Below are 19,808 nucleotides of genomic sequence, written 5' to 3'. Positions count from 1 at the left end.
TCCGGCTTCACCCCCGTTCACCGCCGCTCCGAGGCCCGCCCGTGCGCGCGCTGATCGCTGCGCTGGTGCGGCGCGGGCCGACCGTGCTCGCATGTGGCGTCGTCCTCGGGCTGCTGGTGCCGCCGCTCGCGGATCTCGCGCGGCCGTTGATGCCCGTCACCGTGTTCCTGTTCGTACTCGGCACGCTGCTGCGCGTCGAACCGAGCGCCGTGCGCGCGGTCGCGCGGCGGCCGGCTGTGTCGGTGCTGCTGCCTGCCATGACGATGATCGTGTGCCCGGTCGCGCTCGGCATCGCCGCGCGGCTCGCCGGCATGCCGTACGACTGGGTGGTCGCGCTGGTGATCGCGTACTGCGCGCCGCCGTCGAGCGGCACGTCGACGATCGCGCGCATGCTGTCGCTCGACGCCAGTGTCGCGCTCGTCGCCACCCTCGCGTCGATGGTGTTCGTGCCGCTGACCGCGCCGCTGCTGACGGCCTGGTTCAGCCACGATGCGGCCGTGGCGATCTCGCCGCTGAGTCTCGCGTTGCGGCTCGCGCTGCTGATCGGCAGCGCCGAGGGCGTCGCATTGCTCGTGCGGCGCGTGGCCGGCGCGCGGCTCGACCGTTTTGCGACACCGATCGATGCGATCGTCGTCGTCGCGCTGCTGGTGTTCGCGCTCGGCACGATGGCCGGCATGCAGCAGTCGATCATCGACGCGCCGCACCGCGCGTTGACGGCGATTGCCCTGGCGTTCGCGGTCAACGCCAGTTTCCAGATCCTCGCCTACGGGCTCACGCCCGGCGACGTCCGCACGCGGCTCAACGTTGCGCTGATCGTCGCCAATCGCAACGTCGGGCTGATGTGGGCCGCGCTCGGGCTGGCCGCGACGCCGACCATGGCGCTCGTGTTCACGTGCGCACAGTTGCCGATCTATACGCTGCCGCGCGTCGTCCAGCACCTGCTGCCGCGCCTCGAAGCGCAACGCCTGCGCCGGCGCGCACGCTAGCCGGCGCCTTTCTTCCGTCCTCGATCAAGGATTCTTCATGAAGCGACTCATCGTGATCGGCGCACGCGCCACCGGCAGCAGCGTCGCGCTGGTGCGCGCCGCCCTTGCACGCCAGGTGGCCGTGACCGTCATCACCGCGCCCGGCCATCGTCTCGACGGCGTGTTTCCCGGCAGCGTCGAGACGGTCAACCTCGAGCCCGACGCGGGCCGGCTCGCCGGCTGGCTGCGCGCGCGCTTTCCGGACGAGATCGACACGCTGCGCGTGACGACCGCGCACGACACCTATGCGCGCACCGCCGCATGGGTCGCCGATGCGCTCGGCCTGCCCGGCCCCGATGCGCGGCACGTCGCGCACGCCGTGTCGAAGTCGAACCAGAAGGCGCTGCTCGCCACACACGGCATCCCGGCCGCGCAGTTCGTCGCGGGCACGCTGGCCGCGCCGGCAGCGCTCGCGGCGGCGGCTACGCCGTTGCGCTTTCCGGTCGTCGTCAAGCCGTCGGAAGGCTCGGCGAGTGACGGCGTGCGGCGGTGCGAGGACATCGCTGAAGTCCGTACGCAACTCGACGCGCTCGTCGCCGCGCAGGCCGATGCGCCGTCGCTTGCGACCGAACGTGTCGTCATCGAGGAATTCCTGGAGGGCAGCGAATACTGCGTCGAGTATTTCGACGGCCGTTATGTCGGCGCGCTGCGCAAGCTGAAGCGGCATGGCGCCGGTTTTCTCGAACGCGGCTATACGTCCGAACTCGATCTCGACGCCGATACGCTGCGCGCGCTGATCGACGTCGGCACGCGTGCGACCGCCGCGGCCGGGCTCACGTGGGGGCCCGTGCATCTCGACTGCATCGTGCACGACGGCGTGCCGCACGTGATCGAACTGAATCCGCGCATCGCGGGCAGCTTCATCTGCGACATCGTGCGCGACGGCTACGGCTTCAACGTCGTCGAAGCGTTGCTCGACAAGCTCGACGGGCGGACCGTGGCGATTCCCGAGCTGTTCGAGCCGCACGCGTATGCACGCGCCGAATTCCTGCTCGACAGCGATCCCGGCGCGTGGCGTTTCGCGCAGGCCGGTGAGATCGACGACGGCGCGGTGAGGATCAGCTACGGGCCGCAAGTGCTGCCCGATCGCGAACGGCGCGCGTTTCTTTATGTGCGGGTTGCGTTGCCGGCCGCGCACGGTTCGGTGGAACACGCGGGAACGTCGGCCGGGCGCGGCGACGTCTTGCAGCCGACGCTGGCTGCACCACCTTCTCCTGTTCCTGAGCCTTCAACCGGAAAGGTTCGCTGATACATCGCGGGGCTTTCCGGAATGGCCGCTGCGGCGCCTGAGCGCATCCGCGTCGCACTTCACGCGCAATCACCCGCCCCGTTCGTCGCGGTGGGCCCGGATACGGTGGGCGCCTTCCTCCGGGCTGCATGTCGACGTGTCGATGCGCATCGAGTACGGCCGTGAACAGGCAGGGTGTCCGATCTGGGATCTGGCCATTCCCTCTCCCCGATCCGGCCTCGCACGTTCCCGCTGCTCAAGAATGGCCCACGGATACGAAACGCCAACGACGCTGGTACGGCGAGGTGACAGTGCAGCAATGCACGCGTCCAGCGCGGGTGTATCCCGAAGGACGAGATCGAGGACGATGTCGAAATGACTGGCCGCAACGCGGCTGAGCGTCGACTGGAGGTTCAGAGGATGATGTCTGGGCGCCTGGTCGAGCGCTTCGTCCGATCGCATGTCACGCCTGCGCGACAATTCGGCATACACGTCCAGCGAAATGTGAAACACGGGCACGTCCGAACTGTCCCGGAGCGCGCGCAGCCAGGCTGCTCTTTCCGGCGCTGGTCGGGCCGTGCAATACGACCGCGATGGGTTTCATAGCGAATGGCGGTGAAATCGCCGGACGTGCGCAGCGAGCGCGGCGCAGTGACAGCCGAACATCAGTTAACCGCCGGCTCGTATCGCGAGCAAGCATCGCTGTCGAGTTTCGGTCCGCGCGAAGACCTAGGTCATCTCCTACGTTCACGCCGTTCCGGATCGACCGGTTGAATCCACCGCCCGTTACGGCCAATCGAGACTCTCGGCAATGACGTCGGCTTTCGGTGCATGAACTGCCGGAGCCAGCGGCGTGACTGTGGCTATCAGCGTGAGCGGGGCACCGATGTCGGAGCGACGGCGGCTAACAGGCTCCCGACCGGTCAAACATGTACGTAGCTCGACCTGACTTCGCGCCGCGTCCGGAACACCGCTTTCGCAACGGCCGCTGCGCGTTCCACGGCGGGCCCCGGAACGAACAGATAAAGGCGGCAGAGATCGACATAGTGCGTCTGCAATGCGTCGATTTCCGCGAAGGTCGCGCCACCCATGTCATTAATGTAATTCGAGTCCCTTGCTGGTCGCGACCAGCATCGCAGCTTCGTTGATCGCAGTCAGCGCAGCGGAATGCAGTACGGCATCGGCAAAGGCCAGTTGCATCCCGCCCGTGATCCCGCTCTCAACGCTCGTGCGTTCGATGTCGCCGTGAATTGGGTTGCGCAATAACGTGGGATGGCGTCATCCCGGCGATGAAGCATCAGTATCGGGCAGCGCCGCAGGCTGCACGCCCTTCTCCTCCGCTGAAGATTGCGCATAGTACAACGCTCCCAGCCTGATCCGCTCGCGCCCGGTCGCGATGCGATGCGCGTTCGTATCGCGCAACGAATAGACGCATCCGCAATATTCCTGCTGATAAAAATTCTCGCGCTTGCTGATTTCGATCATGCGAGCCGAACCACCGCCCTTGCGCCAGTTATATTCCCAATACAACAGTTCCGGATAGTGTGAGGCCGCGCGTTTACCGCAGTCGTTGATCTGCTGCATATTCTTCCAGCGCGAAATGCCAAGCGAACTGGTCATCACCGGAAAGCCGTGCTCGTGCGCGTACAGCGCAGTGCGCTCAAAGCGCATGTCGAAGCACATCGTGCAGCGAATGCCGCGCTCGGGTTCGTTTTCCATGCCGCGGGCGCGCGCAAACCAGTTGTCGCGATCATAGTCGGCATCCACGAACGGGATGCCGAATTTCTCGGCAAAACGGATGTTTTCATCCTTGCGCAGGTCGTACTCCTTGCGCGGATGAATGTTCGGGTTATAGAAGAAGATCGTGAAATCGATCGCCGATGCGACCATGGCTTCCATGACTTCCCCGGAACACGGCGCGCAGCACGAATGCAGCAAAACCTTCCGATGGCCGCCCGGTAAGGGCAGGGATTTGCGTTCGCCGGAGTTGGTCATCATCGTTTTACCTCACTCGATCACTGCCGCGTATCGCACGGCCGGCTGCTGATGCGCGTTGAACTCCAGCGATGCAGCCTCGTTGAATGCGACGGCCTTGCCCGCGATCGCATGCATCAGCAGGCCCCCCTGAATGCCACGGAAAATCACCGGGTCGATTGCTTTCTCACGTTCGGCAAGTGAGTAGCGGCGACGTTCGAACACGGGATTGGGGTCCTGGAAGAAAAAAGGATCGGGTGCTCACGCCTGACTTTCAGGCGCAAGCATTGCGTGGAGGTGTGGCGCGGCCCGACGCGGGTTATGGGTCCGCAGCAGCTGGCTAAAAGGCTAAAAGGCCAAGCGGCTAATGCGCCCGGGCGAACATGATAGTGGCTGAGCCGTGCAGGATGAAATGGTATCTTTTCATCGAACAATTAGTTTTGTTCATGTCCCGATGCAAAACTAGTCTCGCATCTTCGCTTCCGCCCATTTCCACTCCCGTGCCGCCTTCACAAACGCCGCAAGATAATCGATGTCGTCATCAGCCTTGCGCGTGCCGAGGAAAATCTGCTTTGCAATGCCCGTCTCTCCAAGTTGCACGGGCGTGAGCGGCATCCAGCCCGCGTATTCCTCCGCGAGCCAGCGAGGTAACGCCGCCACGCCACGGCCGCTCGCCACCATCTGCAGCATGATGTCGGTCGTCTCGATCACCTTGTGGCGCTTCGGCACCATGTTCGCGGGCGTGAGGAACTGCGTGTATATGTCGAGCCGGTCCGTTTCGACGGGATACGTGATCAGCACCTCATCCTGCAACTGCTCCGGCATGACATACGCTTCTCGGGCCAGCGCATGGTTGTCGCCGACCACCAGCACCTGCTCGTAGTCGAACACCGGCTGAAAATGCAGGTCGGGTTTCTTGAGCGGGTCGGGCGTCACGAGCACGTCGATTTCATAGCCGATCAACGCGCCGATGCCGCCGAACTGGAAGCGCTGCTTCACGTCGACGTCGACATCCGGCCAGCGCGCGAGATAAGGCGACACCACCTTCAGCAGCCATTGATAGCACGGCGCGCATTCCATGCCGATCCGCAACGTGCCGCGCTCGCCCTGCGCGTACTGCTTGATACGCTCTTCGGCGAGTTCGAATTGCGGCAGCAACCGGTTCGCGAGGCTCAGCAGGTACTGTCCGGCCTGCGTGAGCCGCATGGAACGTCCCTCGCGCGTCCACACCGGCGTACCGAGCTGCTGCTCGAGCTTCTTCACCGCATGGCTGAGCGCCGACTGCGTGAGATTCAGCGTATCGGCGGCAGCCGTAAGCGAACCCTGCCGCGCCACTTCCCGCACGACCATCAGATGACTGCGATCCAGCATCGCTCACTCCATGAACAATTTTAATGTTTGCATGAAATAAATCCATTTTCATTCATGCAACAGGAACTATATCATCGCTTCCAGTTACTTTTCTTCTGATTAGCACACAGCACATGGTCACTATGCAGATCCACGCACATCGCACCATGAGAGTGACTAATGGTTGCATGCAATCAATTCATGCGCGGTCAACTGTGGCTCAGCGTCAAGTTAGCCCGGAAAGTCGATACCGATGAGACTGCCGAGTCAAGAATCAGAGAAGAAAAGCGGGAAACAAAGAGCAAACGCAGTTCATTTCAGAAATCAGGGTGCGAGATCGCAATGAGTAAAGAATTCACATTTGCCATTAACAGCATCTGTTTCGATGAAGACTATCAACCGTCCGGAAGCACGCGCATCACGACCAACTTTGCCAACCTGGCCAGAGGAACGAACCGCCAGGATAATTTGCGCAACACTTTCAGGATGATTGACAATCGCTTCAATGCACTGGCTCATTGGGACAATCCTGCGGGCGATCGCTACTCCGTCAAACTTGAAATCATTTCCGTTGAAATGAACGTTGACGAAGAAAGCAGCGATAACACACTCCCTTTGATCGAGATATTGAAACCAAATATTATCGATCTGAAAACCGACGAACGCATTGAAGGGATTGCGGGGAACAATTTTTCCTCTTATGTGAGAGATTACGACTTCAGTGTGGTATTACTGGAGCACAACAAGGATCAGCCCGAATTCAGCACGCCAGATAATTTTGGCGACCTGCATGGAAAGCTGTTCAAGAGCTTCGTAAATTCCAGCACTTACAGAAATCAATTTGCCAAGCCGCCCGTTATATGCCTGAGCGTTTCGAGTAGCAAGACCTACCACCGGACTGCCAATCAGCACCCCGTATTGGGCGCCGAGTACCGGCAGGAGGAATATTCCCTGACGGACGAATATTTCGAAAAGATGGGTTTGAAGGTTCGCTACTTCATGCCGCCAAACAGTGCTGCACCTTTGGCGTTTTATTTTTCCGGCGATTTGCTTGTCGATTACACCGACCTTGAACTTATCGGCACCATCAGCACGATGGATACCTTCCAGAAGATTTACCGGCCGGAGATTTACAACGCGAATTCCCCGGCTGGAAAATCCTACCGGCCCAGCTTGAAGCACCAGGATTATTCGTTGACTCGAATTGTTTACGATCGGGAAGAACGCAGCCGGCTGGCTATCGAGCAGGGCAGGTTCGTCGAGGATCAATTCATCAAACCATACCGCGCCATTCTTGAACAGTGGTCCGCTGACTACGCTCTTTGACTAACAAAACGCAAGGCCGTCTACCGTGAAAAAATTGCTACCCACTTCAACCGCTGGCAGTTTGCCTAAACCTTCCTGGCTTGCCCAACCCGAGACCCTTTGGTCCCCGTGGAAATTGCAGGACGAGGGATTGATCGAGGGCAAGCAGGACGCCTTGCGTTTGTCGTTGCAAGAGCAGCAGCATGCAGGCATCGATATCGTCAGTGACGGCGAGCAGACGCGCCAGCATTTCGTGACCACGTTTATCGAACACCTCAGCGGCGTTGATTTTCAGAATCGCAAGACCGTTCGAATTCGCGATCGCTATGATGCGAGCGTGCCGACGGTCGTTGATGCGGTTTCCCGACAAAAACCGGTTTTCGTAGACGATGCCAGGTTTTTGCGCCAGCAAACCAAGCAGCCCATCAAATGGGCGTTGCCGGGCCCGATGACCATGATCGATACGCTTTACGACGATCATTACAAGAGTCGCGAAAAGCTGGCCTGGGAGTTCGCAAAGATCCTGAACGAGGAAGCCAGGGAACTGGAGGCTGCCGGCGTCGATATCATTCAATTCGACGAGCCCGCATTCAATGTTTTCTTCGATGAGGTGAATGACTGGGGCGTCGCTACCCTGGAAAGGGCGATTGAAGGTCTCAAGTGTGAAACCGCCGTGCATATATGCTATGGCTATGGCATCAAGGCCAATACGGACTGGAAGAAGACGCTGGGGTCGGAGTGGCGGCAATACGAGGAAGCCTTCCCCAAGCTGCAAAAATCCAGTATCGGCATGGTTTCGCTGGAGTGTCACAACTCGCACGTTCCCATGGAGCTGATCGAGCTCATTCGAGGCAAGAAGGTGATGGTGGGGGCCATCGATGTCGCAAGCGATACCATTGAAACCCCCGAGGAAGTCGCCAGCACGTTGCGCAAAGCCCTTCAGTTTGTGGATGCCGACAAGCTCTATCCTTGCACCAACTGCGGCATGGCCCCGTTGTCGCGCGCAATCGCGAGAAGCAAGCTGAGTGCTTTGAGCGCAGGCGCGGAAATCGTCCGACAAGAACTCTCGAACTAGTTCCGCGCTGAAGTCGGAAGTCGTGCTCGGGGAATCGAAGGCCGCGAGGATGTCGGGGAGTGCCATGAAATGGCGCTCTGAATCTGTCGAATTACGCCGCCTCGATTGTTCCGAGCCGCACCCAGTATTCGGTATCTACCATGTCACTTTCCAGCACGGCCATCGAGCCTTTGAGCTTTCGCGAATCGCTCGGGCATTACGCATCCGGTATCACGGTGATTGCATCGCACGTCGATGGCGAGCCGGTCGGTTTCACTTGCCAGTCTTTCTATAGCGTGTCGACGAGCCCGCCGCTGGTGTCGTTCAGCGTCATGTCCAGTTCGGCCAGCTATCCGAAAATTCGCCAGGCAGGTCGATTCGTCGTCAATATCCTGTCGGACGAGCAAGTCGGGATTTCCAAGCAATTCGCTCGACGAGGCACGGACAAGTGGCACGGCATCGAATGGCAGGAATCGCCGCTGGGTAATCCGATCATTGCCGGCAGCCTTCACTGGCTCGATTGCGAAATTTATGCCGAACACGCCGCGGGCGATCACCTGATCGTGATTGGCGAAGTGAAAGCGTTGGACCTGCAAGCCACTGCCGCTACGCAGCCCTTGCTGTACTTCAGAGGACAGTACTGCAACATCGCCGGCGCATAGCCCGGTTCGAGCGCTTTCCGCCGCTGGGCGCCCGCACATTGGTTCTTCCATGTCGCCAGCCTGCCAGGGACTGGCATCCCCGTCGTTGCCCTGCGCCATCACCAGGCGGCGGCTGCGACGACGCTCCTCCCACTTGCAAGGTATCGAGCCGTCTTGAGTTCATTGAAACAGGCGCTAAACGACGGGCGCTTCGTCTGCGTGCTTGAGGTCGTTCCTCAACAGTCCCCTTCGCGCCTGGCCGCGCTCGAGCCAATCGTGCAACGCGGGCACCTGGCAGGCTGGCCGCTACTGCCAGCTTTCGCCGATCGTGTCGGCCTGCACTCGGACCTGAGCCCCTTGGAAGCCGCTGAAGCATTGGGAAATCCGGCCTCATCCTTGCTGCACTTTTCAGGCAAGGATCGCGAGCGTGCCGACTTGCTGCTTCAGATGGACTCGATGAAGGCCCTTGGTGTGGAGCAATTGTTGCTGCTCAGTGGGGATCGCCTGCCAGGCCACCATGATCAGGCACAGGTGCGCTATCTGGAGTCGGTACCTGCGCTGCAGATTGCCCGCGAACACGGCCCGGACTGGCTGTTGGGCGCTGCGCTGAACCCGTTCAAATACCGTGAAGAAGAAGGCGGCGCACAGTACCTGAAAGCGCAGAAAAAGCTTCTGGCTGGGGCGGATTTTCTCACCCTGCAACTCGGCTTTGACGCCGCCAAGCATATTGAAGCCCGGACCTGGATGCGCGCTCAGGCAAGCATGAAACCCATGCTGGCCTGTGTGATGGGGGTGACCGACAAACGCGCGGCCCTTCTGCAGGCCGTACCCGGCATCGTCATCACCGAATCCATGCGAATGCTGTTGGGCAGGGAGCAGCGGGTATCGCAAGCCTATGCCAGCGCACGAAGTGTCGAGCGCCTGGCGTTGCAGATACTGGGCCTGCAATTGATGGGCTATGCCGGTGCTCATGTGTCCGGGGTGCATACGCTTGATGAACTGCTTTCGTTGGAGCAGGCGATCACCGAGCAGCGGGACAGCGTGACCTCATTGACCGAATGGAGCGAGCGATGGCGTGCAAGCTGGCAGCTGCCTGGGGTGCCCCAGGTTAGCTTCACGCCCGAAAGCGGTGCCTGGGAAATGGGGCAATCCGGCGTCACCGCCACCCGCCGGGAACGCCTGCGACATAGGCTGCTCTCTTCCATACATGATCGATTCTTCAGTCGCACGGGATGGCTCGGCAGAGCCTTTGGCTGGAGTGTGACGCGGTCGATCTGGAAGGTCGGCATGGCTGCGAATGCCCTGCATGCAATCGAACGGACGATCAAGCGGCCGCTGGTCGGTTGCGATACCTGCGGCCGCTGCCGCTTGCAGGACACCCTGTACGTATGCCCCGAGACCTGCCCCAAAGGCCTGGCGAATGGCCCCTGTGGCGGCACCCGGCTCAATCGTTGCGAATTTGGCGACCGGGAGTGCGTGCACAGCGTCAAATACCGGATTGCCAAATCTGCCGATCAGTTGGCTGTGCTGGCGCAGACGTTGATTCCTTGCATCGAAGCGGACAACAGACACCGCAGCTCCTGGCCCGAATGGTTCGAGCCGGAAGACACTACGCAGGGCGCTGAATCACCCCCCCGAGAATGGAAGCCGGCCAGGCGGCCTTTACGACGCCGAAAGTGATCGGTGGCCGAAAGTACGCCTTGAACGGTCATTCAATCTGGTTTCCTGAGTGACTGTGGGTGGCCGCTAGCTGCTGCTAGCCGTGCCTCGCTCCGCCACGGCCAGCCCGAACAGGACATCGAAAGTCGCACTCACGTCGAACTCGATCCCCGCATCCATCATGGTTGTCATCGAACCGGGAATCCCTGACGCTCGAGAAACTCGGACACCACGGGCTCCCAGACCTCGACACCGTGCGCGAACAGCATGTGCCCGTTCTTCTCGAACGGCGGAAGCAGCCGATAGTCGGCATTGCCACCGGCGCGAACGAATGCATCGTGCCAGGCGCGGCTATACGTCGGAGCGAAATACTGATCGTTTTCGGTATAGATCCAGAGCATCGGGACACGCGCCGTTGTTCCGAACCGAGAATACATGGCTTCCAGTCGTTCGCCCTGACATGGCACACCGGGATGCCCGACCGGGTCCCCGCCGGAACCGCCTGCGAAGTTGATTGCCCCGACCACGCCGTCCGGATTGTCGGCTGCCATGGCCGTCGTGACGAAGCCACCGACCGATTGCCCGACAATGACGATGCGATGCGGGTCGACATGGGGTTGCCGCCTCGAGTAATCCAGTACGGCAAGCTCTTCAGCGCGAGCCGCATCGATCATCGGGGCATAGTCCTTCTGGCGGCATTTACCGCTATATTCCGGATCGAACTGCGTGCCGAACTGACCATAGCCGATGCGCGTAGGTTCAAATACGGCGAAGCCTCGTTTCACAAAAAAAGCAACTTGCCGGGTGAAGCGAAAACGCGGCGGCGTGCCGCGATCCGTTCCGCTGCGACCATGATTGAGAATCAGGATCGGGAACGGCCCTTCGCCATCCGGAAGGAATTGCGTGATCGCAACCTTGCCCGTCTGTTCCGTCCCGTAGAAATCCTTGACGGTCACGTCGATTGTCGAGACGGATTCGTGCAGGTCCGACCTGAGCTGTTCGGCGTGGACGCCGGGAATCACGAGCGCAAGGCCAATCCAAAGCAGGCGTCGGGTCATTGTCATAGGGTCTACATATCGAAAATGGATGGCTTCAGCACGGCAATCGCTGAAGCGTGACGCGCGCCGTCACACACGACGCCCCAGCAATTGCCCCGGCCAACCCTCCACGTCGAAGGTCGAAATTCGCTCATACCCGCAGGATTCGTAAAATCGCACCAGCGCGCCCGTCCCGCCGCCGTAGCAGTCCACGCGCAGGCGCGCCACCCCCGCAGCCCGGGCGCGGTCGTCCGCAAAGGCCATCAGGCGCCGGCCGACACCGCGCGCCTGTGCGTCGCGCGCCGCCACCAGCACTCTCACATAGATTTCCGGCTCGGCTGCGGCAGGCACGTAGGGCATGGCTTCGCCCAGGATCAATGCGCCCAGAATGCGGCCCTCCGGCCCTTCCGCCACCCACGCTTCGGGCAGCGCACAGGCTTCGGTCACGAGCGCGATCCGCTTGGGCGACGTCGACCAAGGCTCGCGGCCCCATTGCCCTTCGTTGCCGATGGCGACGAACCAGGCGATCACCTCGTCAAAGATGCCCAGCACCGCCGGCACGTCAAGCGTGCTGGCACGGCGAATCACCCGCTCGTCGGTTCCTGTCACCGTCACGTTCCACTCTCCTTCGCGGGATTCGACGACCGGCGCACGATTGTTTGCAAAGGCGGGCGGGCAGGCCCGCTACGATACCGACCTTCAACCCGGTCGATCAGCGCAACGTCTGGCGGCCCACGATGCCTCGATGTCACCCGTCGCGGCAAAACTATACAATCGATGCGACGCATCGAAGACATGAAGCGCCTGCCGCCCAATCTCGTCTGCCGCCATGACCTCACCCGCTGCCCCTTCGCCTTCCGCCCCGCCGGTCCTCGGCGTCTACCGGCAACTGGCGGACCCGTCCGCCGGACAATGGATCGTCAGCCGCTCCGAACGCGCGCACATGTACCGCATCCAGCATCGCCGGCCCGACGGCAGTACGTCGGTCGATACGGTCGTCGACGCGGACAACCTCGACGCGAAGCTGCACAAGTGGCTTCGGGAAGGCTTCGTCCGGCGCGAAGCAGACGACCGCGCCGCCCCCGCGCATCGCGGCGGCTTCATGCAGGACCTGCGGCGCGCGCATGCGTCGCGACCGGCGCCAGCCGTCGACGCGACGCATACCGCGCACGTCGGCGGCGTGCCGATGCCGCGCGGCCCGGGCGGGCCGCTCGTGCCGCCGACGAACCCCGCCTACCTGTTCACCGCGCGGGCGGCGAACGTGCTCGAAGACATCGTCGAGAACCGCCGCATCCTGTTGATCGGCCATACGGGCACCGGCAAGACGAGCCTCGTCGAGCAGGCGGCCGCGCAGGCCGGCCACGGCGTGCTGCGCTCGAACATGAACGGCCAGACGACGGTCGGCGACTTCGTCGGCTTCTGGACCGTCAAGGGCGGCGAGACGATCTGGGTCGACGGCGTGCTGCCGACGGCGATGCGCGAGGGCCTGTGGCTGATCGTCGACGAGATCGACTTCGCGGAACCGGCGATCCTCGCGGTGCTGACCGCCGTGCTCGAACCGGGCGGCCGTCTGCTGCTGAAGGAGAAAGGCAACGAGATCGTCGTGCCGCACCCGTCGTTCCGGCTGTTCGCGACCGCCAACGCGGTGGGCGCGATGGGACAGTTCCGCCACCTGTACCAGGGCGCGAACGTGATGAACGAGGCGTTCCTGGACCGCTGGCGCGTGTACCACCTCGACTATCTGCCGCCGGCCGACGAGGCGCGCGTGCTGCAGCGGACCTTCGGTGCGGCGATGTCGCCGGCGATGGCCGCCACGCTCGCGGCGATCGCGGCCGACTGCCGTGCCGCGTTCGTCCGCGAGGATCTCGCCAGCGCGTTCTCGACGCGGCGCCTGCTCGACTGGGCCGCGCTGATGCTGCGCACCGGCGACCCCGAATCGGCCGCCGGCCCGACGATCTACGCGAAGGTCGGTGCGGATGACGCCGACCTGATCCGCAGCATCATCCGCCACTACATCGACGTCGAGGCCTGACGCGATGGACCGGGACGACGACGCGCGGTCGCTGCACCTGACCCGGCTCGCCCGCACGCTCGCGCAACGGCACGGCATCGAAGTGCGTTTCGCGAGCCACGGGCCGGTCGTGCAGCGCGACGTGCTGGTGCTGCCCGACACGCTGCTCCGGGGCGGCATCGACGACGACGCGATCACCGGCTTCGTCGACCTGTATGCCGCACGCGAGCGCTTCGGCGCGACCGACACCGTGGCCGCGCTGGCGTCGCCCGCCATGCGGGCCATAGCGCAGGCGATCGACGACCGGCGCGCGGCCGGCTGTCTCGTCGCGATCTATCCCGGTGCGAAGGCGTTCCTGGGCCGGATGCGGGCGGTGTCGTCCGCCGACATGCTGCGCCGGTGGCCGCACATGGCGTGGCGCGACAAGCTGCTGTCGCGCCTCGAACGCGCGTTGTGGGACGAACAGCCGTCCGCCCTCGAGCGCATGCCGTCGCTCGACGCCACGCTGGCCGCATCCGGCGATCTCGTCGGCGAAGCCCGCGCCGCGACCTCGACGGCCGACAGCATCCGCGCGGCACGGCGGATCGTCGAACGCGTGCGCGCGCTGGCGTCGGCCGGCGCGAACAACATGATGTTCACGGCCGATCCGGGCGGCACGCTCGACAGCGACACCGTCGCCGCCGAGTTCGAACCGGACGGCCGGGGCACATCGGACGACGCGCGTGCGCCGGTGGCGGCCGAATCCGGCGCCGGGGCGCTCGCCGACACGGAATCGTCGACGGCATCGCCGGCGCCGGGCGATGCGGCGCCCGGCGCGATCCGCCTGTCGGCGGACAGCCGGCCACTGTTGTCGGTTCCACTGACCACCGCATTCGACACGGTGACGGACTTCACCGGCCACGGCGAACCGGCGCGCTGGCATCGTCTGCGCGGCATGGCCCGCGCGCAGACCGAGCCGCTCAAGCTTCAGCTCGAACGCGCGCTGAAAGTCGATGAGCAGACACGCTGGAAGCGCGAACAGGAGCGCGGCGAGCTCGACCGGACCGCGCTCGCCCGCCTCGTGACGTCCCCCGGTTACCGCACGCCGTTCCGCGTCAAACGCGCGGCGCCCGGGCGCGACGCGGCGGTCAGCCTGCTGATCGACTGCAGCGGCTCGATGGCCGGCAGGAAGATCGAACTCGCGACGCTTTGCGCCGCTGCGCTGTGCGACGCGCTGATGCAGCTCGGCTTTGCATGCGAAGTGCTCGGCTACAGTTCCGTCGAGGATGCGGCGATGCGCGCGCATTACCAGCGCTGGATCGACGACGGCCGCAGCACATTCGGCTACAACCGGTTCGTCGAACGGCTCGACCTGCGCGTCTACAAGCGGTTCGATTCCGACAACCCGAGCGGCGTCGCCTGCGTCGAATGCGGCCACGAGAACCCCGACGGCGAGGCGTTGAGCTGGGCCGCCGAGCGCCTGCTGTCGACGCGCGCGCGCCGGCGTATCCTGATGGTGCTGTCGGACGGCTATCCGGCCACCGGCGACGGCCACCCGGCGATCCTGCGCACCGACCTGCGCGCACGCGTCGAAGCGCTGCGCGAACGACGCGTCGAACTGATCGGCGTCGGAATTCTCGACGACGCGGTCGAGTCGTTCTATCCAGTCAGCAGCGTGGTCGAGCACCTGAACGAGCTGCCGGGCGCGGCGTTCGCCGTACTGAGCGATACGCTGCTGGATCGGCGGTAGCCGTCGGCGCGACAGGTCGGCGCGCGCGTCGATTCGCAGGCGCGTCACATCGGGCGACTAGCATCTCGACGGCCAACGCGAATCGCAGCCGCCTGCGGGATGCCGCTTTCCACTGCGCTCGATCGGCCAGCCGGTTCCGATGCGCGTGCGTCAGGCAGCACGAATCTTGCTCCGCGCCCGTTCGACTTTCACCCGACGGCGGATTCGGCCGCATCTTCCTGCCACCGCCACCCGCACGAAACTGCCCATGCCCAGGAAAAAATCCAGCATCTGGTTGCGGCATCTCGCGCTGTTCTCCATTGCGACCGGCGCACGTCCGAAGAAGCCTGCCGCCAGGCAGCGACCGGCAGCCAAACGGGCGAGCAAGCCGGCGGCCAAACCGACCGCCACCGCCCGCGCCGCCCGCGCCGCCCGACGCACCGGCGCGGTGCGTCCCGCCCCCGCGCCGTCTGACATGGCGCCCGGCACGTGGCGCCGCTCGTTTCATTCCGCCGGCCCGAGTGCCGGCCGGCTCGTGAACCATCTTGCGTATGCGCTGTATCTTCCCGCCGCACCGGCGACGACAGCGGGCATGCCGGCCGTCGTCATGCTGCACGGCTGCAAGCAGACTGCCGAGTCGTTTGCGGCGGGCACGCGCATGTGCGGCCTGGCGGAACGGGCGGGGTTCGCCGTGCTGTTTCCCGAGCAGGCCGCCACAGCTCACCCGCACCGCTGCTGGCACTGGCATGACGATGCGACCCGGTCCGAAGCCGCGGCGGTCGCGTCGCTGGTCGACGCCGTCGTGCAGCAGTACGGCTTCGACCGCGACCGGATCTACGTCGCGGGCATGTCCGCCGGCGCCGGACTCGCCGCGGCGCTGGCGATCCGCCATCCCGAGCGCTTCGCGGCGGTCGGCCTGCACTCCGGGCCGGCCATCGCGCCGCCGCTGTCGACGATGGCCGCCATGAGCCTGATGCGTCACGGCATCCGCGACGATCCGGTACGCGTGGTCGACGCCTGCGCCGACATCGCGGCCTATCCCGGCATGCCGGCCCTCGTCGTGCACGGCGAACTCGATACGGTCGTGACCGACCGGAACGCGCAGCAACTCGGCATCGCGTTCGCCCGGCTCAACCGGCTCGTCGACGAGCACGGCGCGATACGCGTCGGCGAGCAACGCTCCTGCGCGCGCGACGATGCGCACTACACCGACTATCTCAAGGGCGGCCGGCTCGTCGTCAGGGTATGCATCGTCAGCCGGCTGCGGCATGCGTGGAGCGGCGGCGACCCGCGCGAACCGTTCCATTCGGCCAGCGGGCCGGACGCCACCGCGATGTTCTGGCATTTCTTTCGTCGCCAGCGCCGCAAGCGAGGGGAATGACGCGCGACACCCGTACCGGCTTCTCGCGACCGGCCGCCGCCATGGCGTCATGCCCGTTGCGCCAGCGCTGCCGCGTTCGCGCGATCGCCCGCACGCCGGACCGGCAGCCGCACCCGAAAGGTCGTGCCGCGCCCGGGCTCGCTGGTCACGTCGATCGCGCCGCGATGGCGCTCGACGATGCCGTGCGACACCGACAGCCCGAGCCCCGTGCCCTGCCCGACCGGCTTCGTGGTGTAGAACGGATCGAAGATCCGCCGGACGACGTCGGGCGTCATGCCCGTGCCGGTGTCGCTGATGGCGATCGATACCTGGTCGCCGTCGCTCGACGTGCGGATGGTGATCACGCCATGCTCGGGAATCGCCTGCGCCGCGTTGACCAGCAGGTTCATGAATACCTGGTTCAGTTGCGAAGGCAGGCATTCGACGTGCGGAACCTCGCCGTAGTCGCGCACGACGTCGGCCTTGTACTTGAGTTCGTTATGAACGACGTTCAGCGTACTCTCGAGCCCCGCATGCAGATCGACCACGCGCCATTCGTCGCTGGCCGGGCGCGAGAAATCGCGCAGGTCCTGCACGATCCGCCGCACGCGCAGCGCACCGTCGATCGACTCGTCGATCAGCGTCGCGATCTCGTCGCGCACGTAGTCGAGATCCGCTGCGCGGCGCGCGGCCGCCAGCGCGTCGCGGGTGGCCGGATCGAGCTGCGGCAGCGCGGCTTCATGCGCCGCGACCACGTCGAGCAGGCTGCGCACCCATGTCTTCAACGTATTGAGGTTCGCGCTGACGAAGCCGATCGGATTGTTGATCTCGTGCGCGACGCCGGCCGCGAGCTGGCCGATCGACGCGAGCTTTTCCGACTGCAGCAGCTGCTCGTGCGTTTCCTCGAGCACCTGCAGCAGGCGCCGCTGTTCGTCCTTCTCCTGTTCGAGCAGCGCGTGCGCAGCCTTGCGTTCGTCGATCTCGGTCGCCATGTTCTCGCGCGTGCGCTGCAGCATCTGTGTCGTCTGCTCGTAGCGGCGCAGTGCGCGTTCGAGCTCGTCGGTGCGCAAGCGCACGAGCCTCTCGAGCGTGTCGGTCATGCCGCGCAGGAAGGTTGTGCGCGCATCGAAGCGGCACAGCATCAGTGTGACGACCAGCGTCGCCATCGTGAACAACGCGACCGTCGTCGCGAGCCACGGCGCATCGACGCCTTGCGCGGCGCCACAGCGTGCGTCCGGCGCGAAATGCGCGGCCGCCATGCCCGTGTAGTGCATGCCGGTGATGGCGAGGCCCATGATGATGGCCGCGCCGACGCGTTGCGCGGTCGCATGGCGCGCCTGTTGCACGCGCAACGCCTGCGCAATCCAGAGCGCGGCCGTCGATGCGATCACGGCAATGCCGATCGAGGCGGCGAACAGCGCGGCATCGTAACGAATGCCCGGCTGCATGTGCATCGCGGCCATCCCCATGTAATGCATGCCGGCAATGCCGCCGCCCATCAGCACGCCGCCCGCGCACAGCCGCCGCCAGCCCAGCCGCGCGCGCGTGACGACGTTCAGCGCGAAATACGACACGAGCACGGCGATCGCCAGCGAGATGCCCGTGCCCTGCCATGCATAGCCGAGCGGAATCGGCAGCGAGAACGCGAGCATGCCGACGAAATGCATCGACCAGATGCCGGTGCCCATCGCGGCCGCGCCGCCGCCCAGCCACGCCCGCTTCAGCTTCGGGTTGTCGAGCAGCGAAATGAATGCCGCGAGATCGAGCGTCGTATAGGAGGCCAGCGTCGCGATCGCCAGCGACAGTACGACGAGCGGCAGGTTGTAGGTGCCATGCATGATCGGGCGCCTGGAGCGGGTTCAATGCATCGCCGCGGTGCGCGGTTGATCGCGCACCGCGGCCGTCACGCCATCGTTGCGCGGTCAGGCCGGCGGCGCGCCGGCGTTGGGCGCCTGCGCCGACGCAGCCGGGCCGGCCAGCACGAGGATGTCGAACGGCGTGCCTTCCCGCGTCTCGAAGCGCCGCACGAGTTCGATCTGGTGCGCCGACATCACGCTGCCCTTCGTCATCAGCAGCACGCCGCGATGCGTACGCAGATCGTCGGCGAGCCGCATCCCCTCGCGCAGCTGCGCCGACTTGATCTCGGCGACGGACGCCGCGATGCCGAGACTCGCGGGGTCCCGCATCAGCTCGACGAAGCGCGCGACGAGTTGCGGGTCGTAGCGGACGCTCGCCTGCGAGCGCAACACGTCGATTGCCTGCTCGATCGAATGCGGCACACCGATTTCACCGTGACGCAACCCTTCGAAATCGCGTGCGATCGCCACGATCCGCGAGCCTAGCGGGATCGCATCGCCGACCAGTCCGTCCGGCGTGCCGCGTCCGTTGAAGCGCTCGTACTGGTGCAGCACGATCGATGCGACCTTGTGCAATTGCGCGACCGGCGTCAGCACCATCTGCGCACGCAGCGGATGTTCGTGGAACAGCCGGTGCTCGTCCGTGCTCATGCGCGTGAGCGGCTTGTGCAGCAATTCGTCCGGCAGCGACAGCTTGCCGATGCCGTGCAACAGCCCCGCGAAATAGACGTCCTGCGCGTGCAGTTCGCTCATCTCCGCCGCGAGCGCGAGCCGGCGTGCGATCTCGCCGACCCGCATCGCATGCCCGCTTGCGGCCCCGCAGCGAAGCTCGATCATGCTCGCGCAGACCTGGACCATCGCCGTGAAGCTGCTTTTCAGGTCGCGTTGCGCGGCTTCCAGGAACATCACGGTCTGGCCGAGCTCCTCGGTACGCGCGCGCACCTGCGTTTCGAGCTCCGTATTGAACAGCCGCAGCGCGTCGTTCTGCGCTTCCGTCAGCGCGGCCAGCCGGGCCGCTTCGCGGCGCAGGCGACGCTGCTCCAGCGCCTGCTCGATGGTCAGCAGCAGGTCGTGATCGTCCCACGGCTTGTTCAGATAGCGATACACGCCGCCGTCGTTGACGGCCTGCACGACCGACGCGATTTCCGCATAACCGGTCAGCAGGATGCGCATCGTGTCCGGGTACAGCGCCCGTGCGCGCGCCAGAAACTCTGCGCCGCTCATGTGCGGCATCCGCATGTCGGACACGATCAGGTCGACATCGGTCGACGCCAGGATCCCGAGTGCGGCCTCGCCGCTCTCGGCAGTCAGGATGTCGTAGCCGGCGGGCCGGAACACGCGCCTGAGCGCCGACAGCACGTTCGGTTCGTCGTCGACCAGCAGGATCGACGGTACGCGGTCCGCGTCGCCGGATGCCGACGTTGAGCTGGATGTGTCGAGCAGCGCAGCATTGACGCCGTTTATTGCAGATGTCGTCATAATTGGCCTCGGTTCAATTATTCACACCCTCTCTGCAACATCGGCCGCCTTCGCGTTTTCCATATTGGTGAAAACGCTAATCCTTCCGATGACTTCCACTTCCGGCCTGGCTTCAACCCGC

General features: G+C 64.3%; 17 protein-coding genes. 9 read left to right on the top strand and 8 right to left on the bottom strand.

The annotated features are described in order from the left end of the window. The first annotated feature begins 41 nt into the window (after nucleotides 1-41). Entirely contained in the window at nucleotides 42-986 is a 945-nt protein-coding gene (locus tag ACWMMN_RS33960; protein ID WP_486424416.1) for a hypothetical protein, read from the top strand. A 37-nt stretch (nucleotides 987-1,023) separates the two neighbouring features. Continuing rightward, nucleotides 1,024-2,274, top strand: coding sequence for an ATP-grasp domain-containing protein (locus tag ACWMMN_RS33955; RefSeq protein ID WP_486424415.1), 1,251 nt, complete (start codon nucleotides 1,024-1,026; stop codon nucleotides 2,272-2,274). Nucleotides 2,275-2,343: 69 nt separating this feature from the next. Here ACWMMN_RS33955 and ACWMMN_RS33950 read toward each other — a convergent pair whose 3' ends face one another. The 4 genes from ACWMMN_RS33950 to ACWMMN_RS33935 all read right to left on the bottom strand — a co-directional run bounded on the left by ACWMMN_RS33950 (nucleotide 2,344) and on the right by ACWMMN_RS33935 (nucleotide 5,598). Beyond that, nucleotides 2,344-2,799 carry a phosphotransferase-like protein gene (locus tag ACWMMN_RS33950; protein WP_486424491.1) on the bottom strand — a complete coding sequence of 152 codons (456 nt, stop codon included), beginning with the start codon at nucleotides 2,797-2,799 and terminating at the stop codon, nucleotides 2,344-2,346. A gap of 732 nt (nucleotides 2,800-3,531) precedes the next feature. Continuing rightward, entirely contained in the window at nucleotides 3,532-4,248 is a 717-nt protein-coding gene (locus tag ACWMMN_RS33945; protein ID WP_340626302.1) for an epoxyqueuosine reductase QueH, read from the bottom strand. A 12-nt stretch (nucleotides 4,249-4,260) separates the two neighbouring features. Continuing rightward, nucleotides 4,261-4,452, bottom strand: coding sequence for a hypothetical protein (locus ACWMMN_RS33940; RefSeq protein ID WP_404823516.1), 192 nt, complete (start codon nucleotides 4,450-4,452; stop codon nucleotides 4,261-4,263). A 237-nt stretch (nucleotides 4,453-4,689) separates the two neighbouring features. Further along, entirely contained in the window at nucleotides 4,690-5,598 is a 909-nt protein-coding gene (locus tag ACWMMN_RS33935; protein WP_486424414.1) for a LysR family transcriptional regulator, read from the bottom strand. A 321-nt stretch (nucleotides 5,599-5,919) separates the two neighbouring features. Between ACWMMN_RS33935 and ACWMMN_RS33930 the strand changes: the two genes are divergently transcribed. The 4 genes from ACWMMN_RS33930 (at nucleotide 5,920) to ACWMMN_RS33915 (ending at nucleotide 10,257) form a co-directional block, all read left to right on the top strand. Continuing rightward, nucleotides 5,920-6,903 carry a DUF1852 domain-containing protein gene (locus ACWMMN_RS33930; protein WP_486424490.1) on the top strand — a complete coding sequence of 328 codons (984 nt, stop codon included), beginning with the start codon at nucleotides 5,920-5,922 and terminating at the stop codon, nucleotides 6,901-6,903. 25 nt (nucleotides 6,904-6,928) lie between these two features. Then, a complete protein-coding gene (locus ACWMMN_RS33925) occupies nucleotides 6,929-7,957 on the top strand; it encodes a methionine synthase (RefSeq protein ID WP_059241374.1) in 1,029 nt (342 codons plus the stop codon). A 140-nt stretch (nucleotides 7,958-8,097) separates the two neighbouring features. Further along, entirely contained in the window at nucleotides 8,098-8,598 is a 501-nt protein-coding gene (locus ACWMMN_RS33920) for a flavin reductase family protein (RefSeq protein WP_256087777.1), read from the top strand. Nucleotides 8,599-8,751: 153 nt separating this feature from the next. Further along, nucleotides 8,752-10,257, top strand: a complete 1,506-nt coding sequence (locus ACWMMN_RS33915; protein ID WP_486424413.1) for a methylenetetrahydrofolate reductase C-terminal domain-containing protein — start codon at nucleotides 8,752-8,754, stop codon at nucleotides 10,255-10,257. Nucleotides 10,258-10,424: 167 nt separating this feature from the next. Here the strand turns inward: ACWMMN_RS33915 and ACWMMN_RS33910 are convergent, their stop codons facing one another. Continuing rightward, nucleotides 10,425-11,294, bottom strand: a complete 870-nt coding sequence (locus ACWMMN_RS33910) for an alpha/beta hydrolase family protein (RefSeq protein ID WP_226196045.1) — start codon at nucleotides 11,292-11,294, stop codon at nucleotides 10,425-10,427. 69 nt (nucleotides 11,295-11,363) lie between these two features. After that, nucleotides 11,364-11,888, bottom strand: a complete 525-nt coding sequence (locus ACWMMN_RS33905; protein WP_059241370.1) for a GNAT family N-acetyltransferase — start codon at nucleotides 11,886-11,888, stop codon at nucleotides 11,364-11,366. A 214-nt stretch (nucleotides 11,889-12,102) separates the two neighbouring features. On the opposite strand from ACWMMN_RS33905, the gene ACWMMN_RS33900 reads away from it, so the two are divergent. The 3 genes from ACWMMN_RS33900 to ACWMMN_RS33890 all read left to right on the top strand — a co-directional run bounded on the left by ACWMMN_RS33900 (nucleotide 12,103) and on the right by ACWMMN_RS33890 (nucleotide 16,373). Continuing rightward, nucleotides 12,103-13,305 carry an AAA family ATPase gene (locus ACWMMN_RS33900; protein ID WP_059241369.1) on the top strand — a complete coding sequence of 401 codons (1,203 nt, stop codon included), beginning with the start codon at nucleotides 12,103-12,105 and terminating at the stop codon, nucleotides 13,303-13,305. A gap of 4 nt (nucleotides 13,306-13,309) precedes the next feature. Next, nucleotides 13,310-15,013, top strand: coding sequence for a cobaltochelatase CobT-related protein (locus tag ACWMMN_RS33895; RefSeq protein WP_486424412.1), 1,704 nt, complete (start codon nucleotides 13,310-13,312; stop codon nucleotides 15,011-15,013). A 247-nt stretch (nucleotides 15,014-15,260) separates the two neighbouring features. After that, on the top strand, nucleotides 15,261-16,373 hold the full coding sequence (locus tag ACWMMN_RS33890) for an extracellular catalytic domain type 1 short-chain-length polyhydroxyalkanoate depolymerase (RefSeq protein WP_486424489.1): 1,113 nt from the start codon (nucleotides 15,261-15,263) through the stop codon (nucleotides 16,371-16,373). 47 nt (nucleotides 16,374-16,420) lie between these two features. Here the strand turns inward: ACWMMN_RS33890 and ACWMMN_RS33885 are convergent, their stop codons facing one another. After that, entirely contained in the window at nucleotides 16,421-18,190 is a 1,770-nt protein-coding gene (locus tag ACWMMN_RS33885; RefSeq protein WP_226196049.1) for a histidine kinase, read from the bottom strand. Between the two features lie 84 nt (nucleotides 18,191-18,274). After that, on the bottom strand, nucleotides 18,275-19,687 hold the full coding sequence (nosR, locus tag ACWMMN_RS33880) for a response regulator c-di-GMP phosphodiesterase, NosR family (protein ID WP_059241365.1): 1,413 nt from the start codon (nucleotides 19,685-19,687) through the stop codon (nucleotides 18,275-18,277). Nucleotides 19,688-19,808 lie beyond the last annotated feature (121 nt).

The organism is Burkholderia cepacia complex sp. TUM26381 (assembly GCF_057439935.1).
The sequence above is the reverse complement of the archived record's forward strand: the minus strand, read 5'-3'. Positions and strand labels throughout refer to the sequence as shown.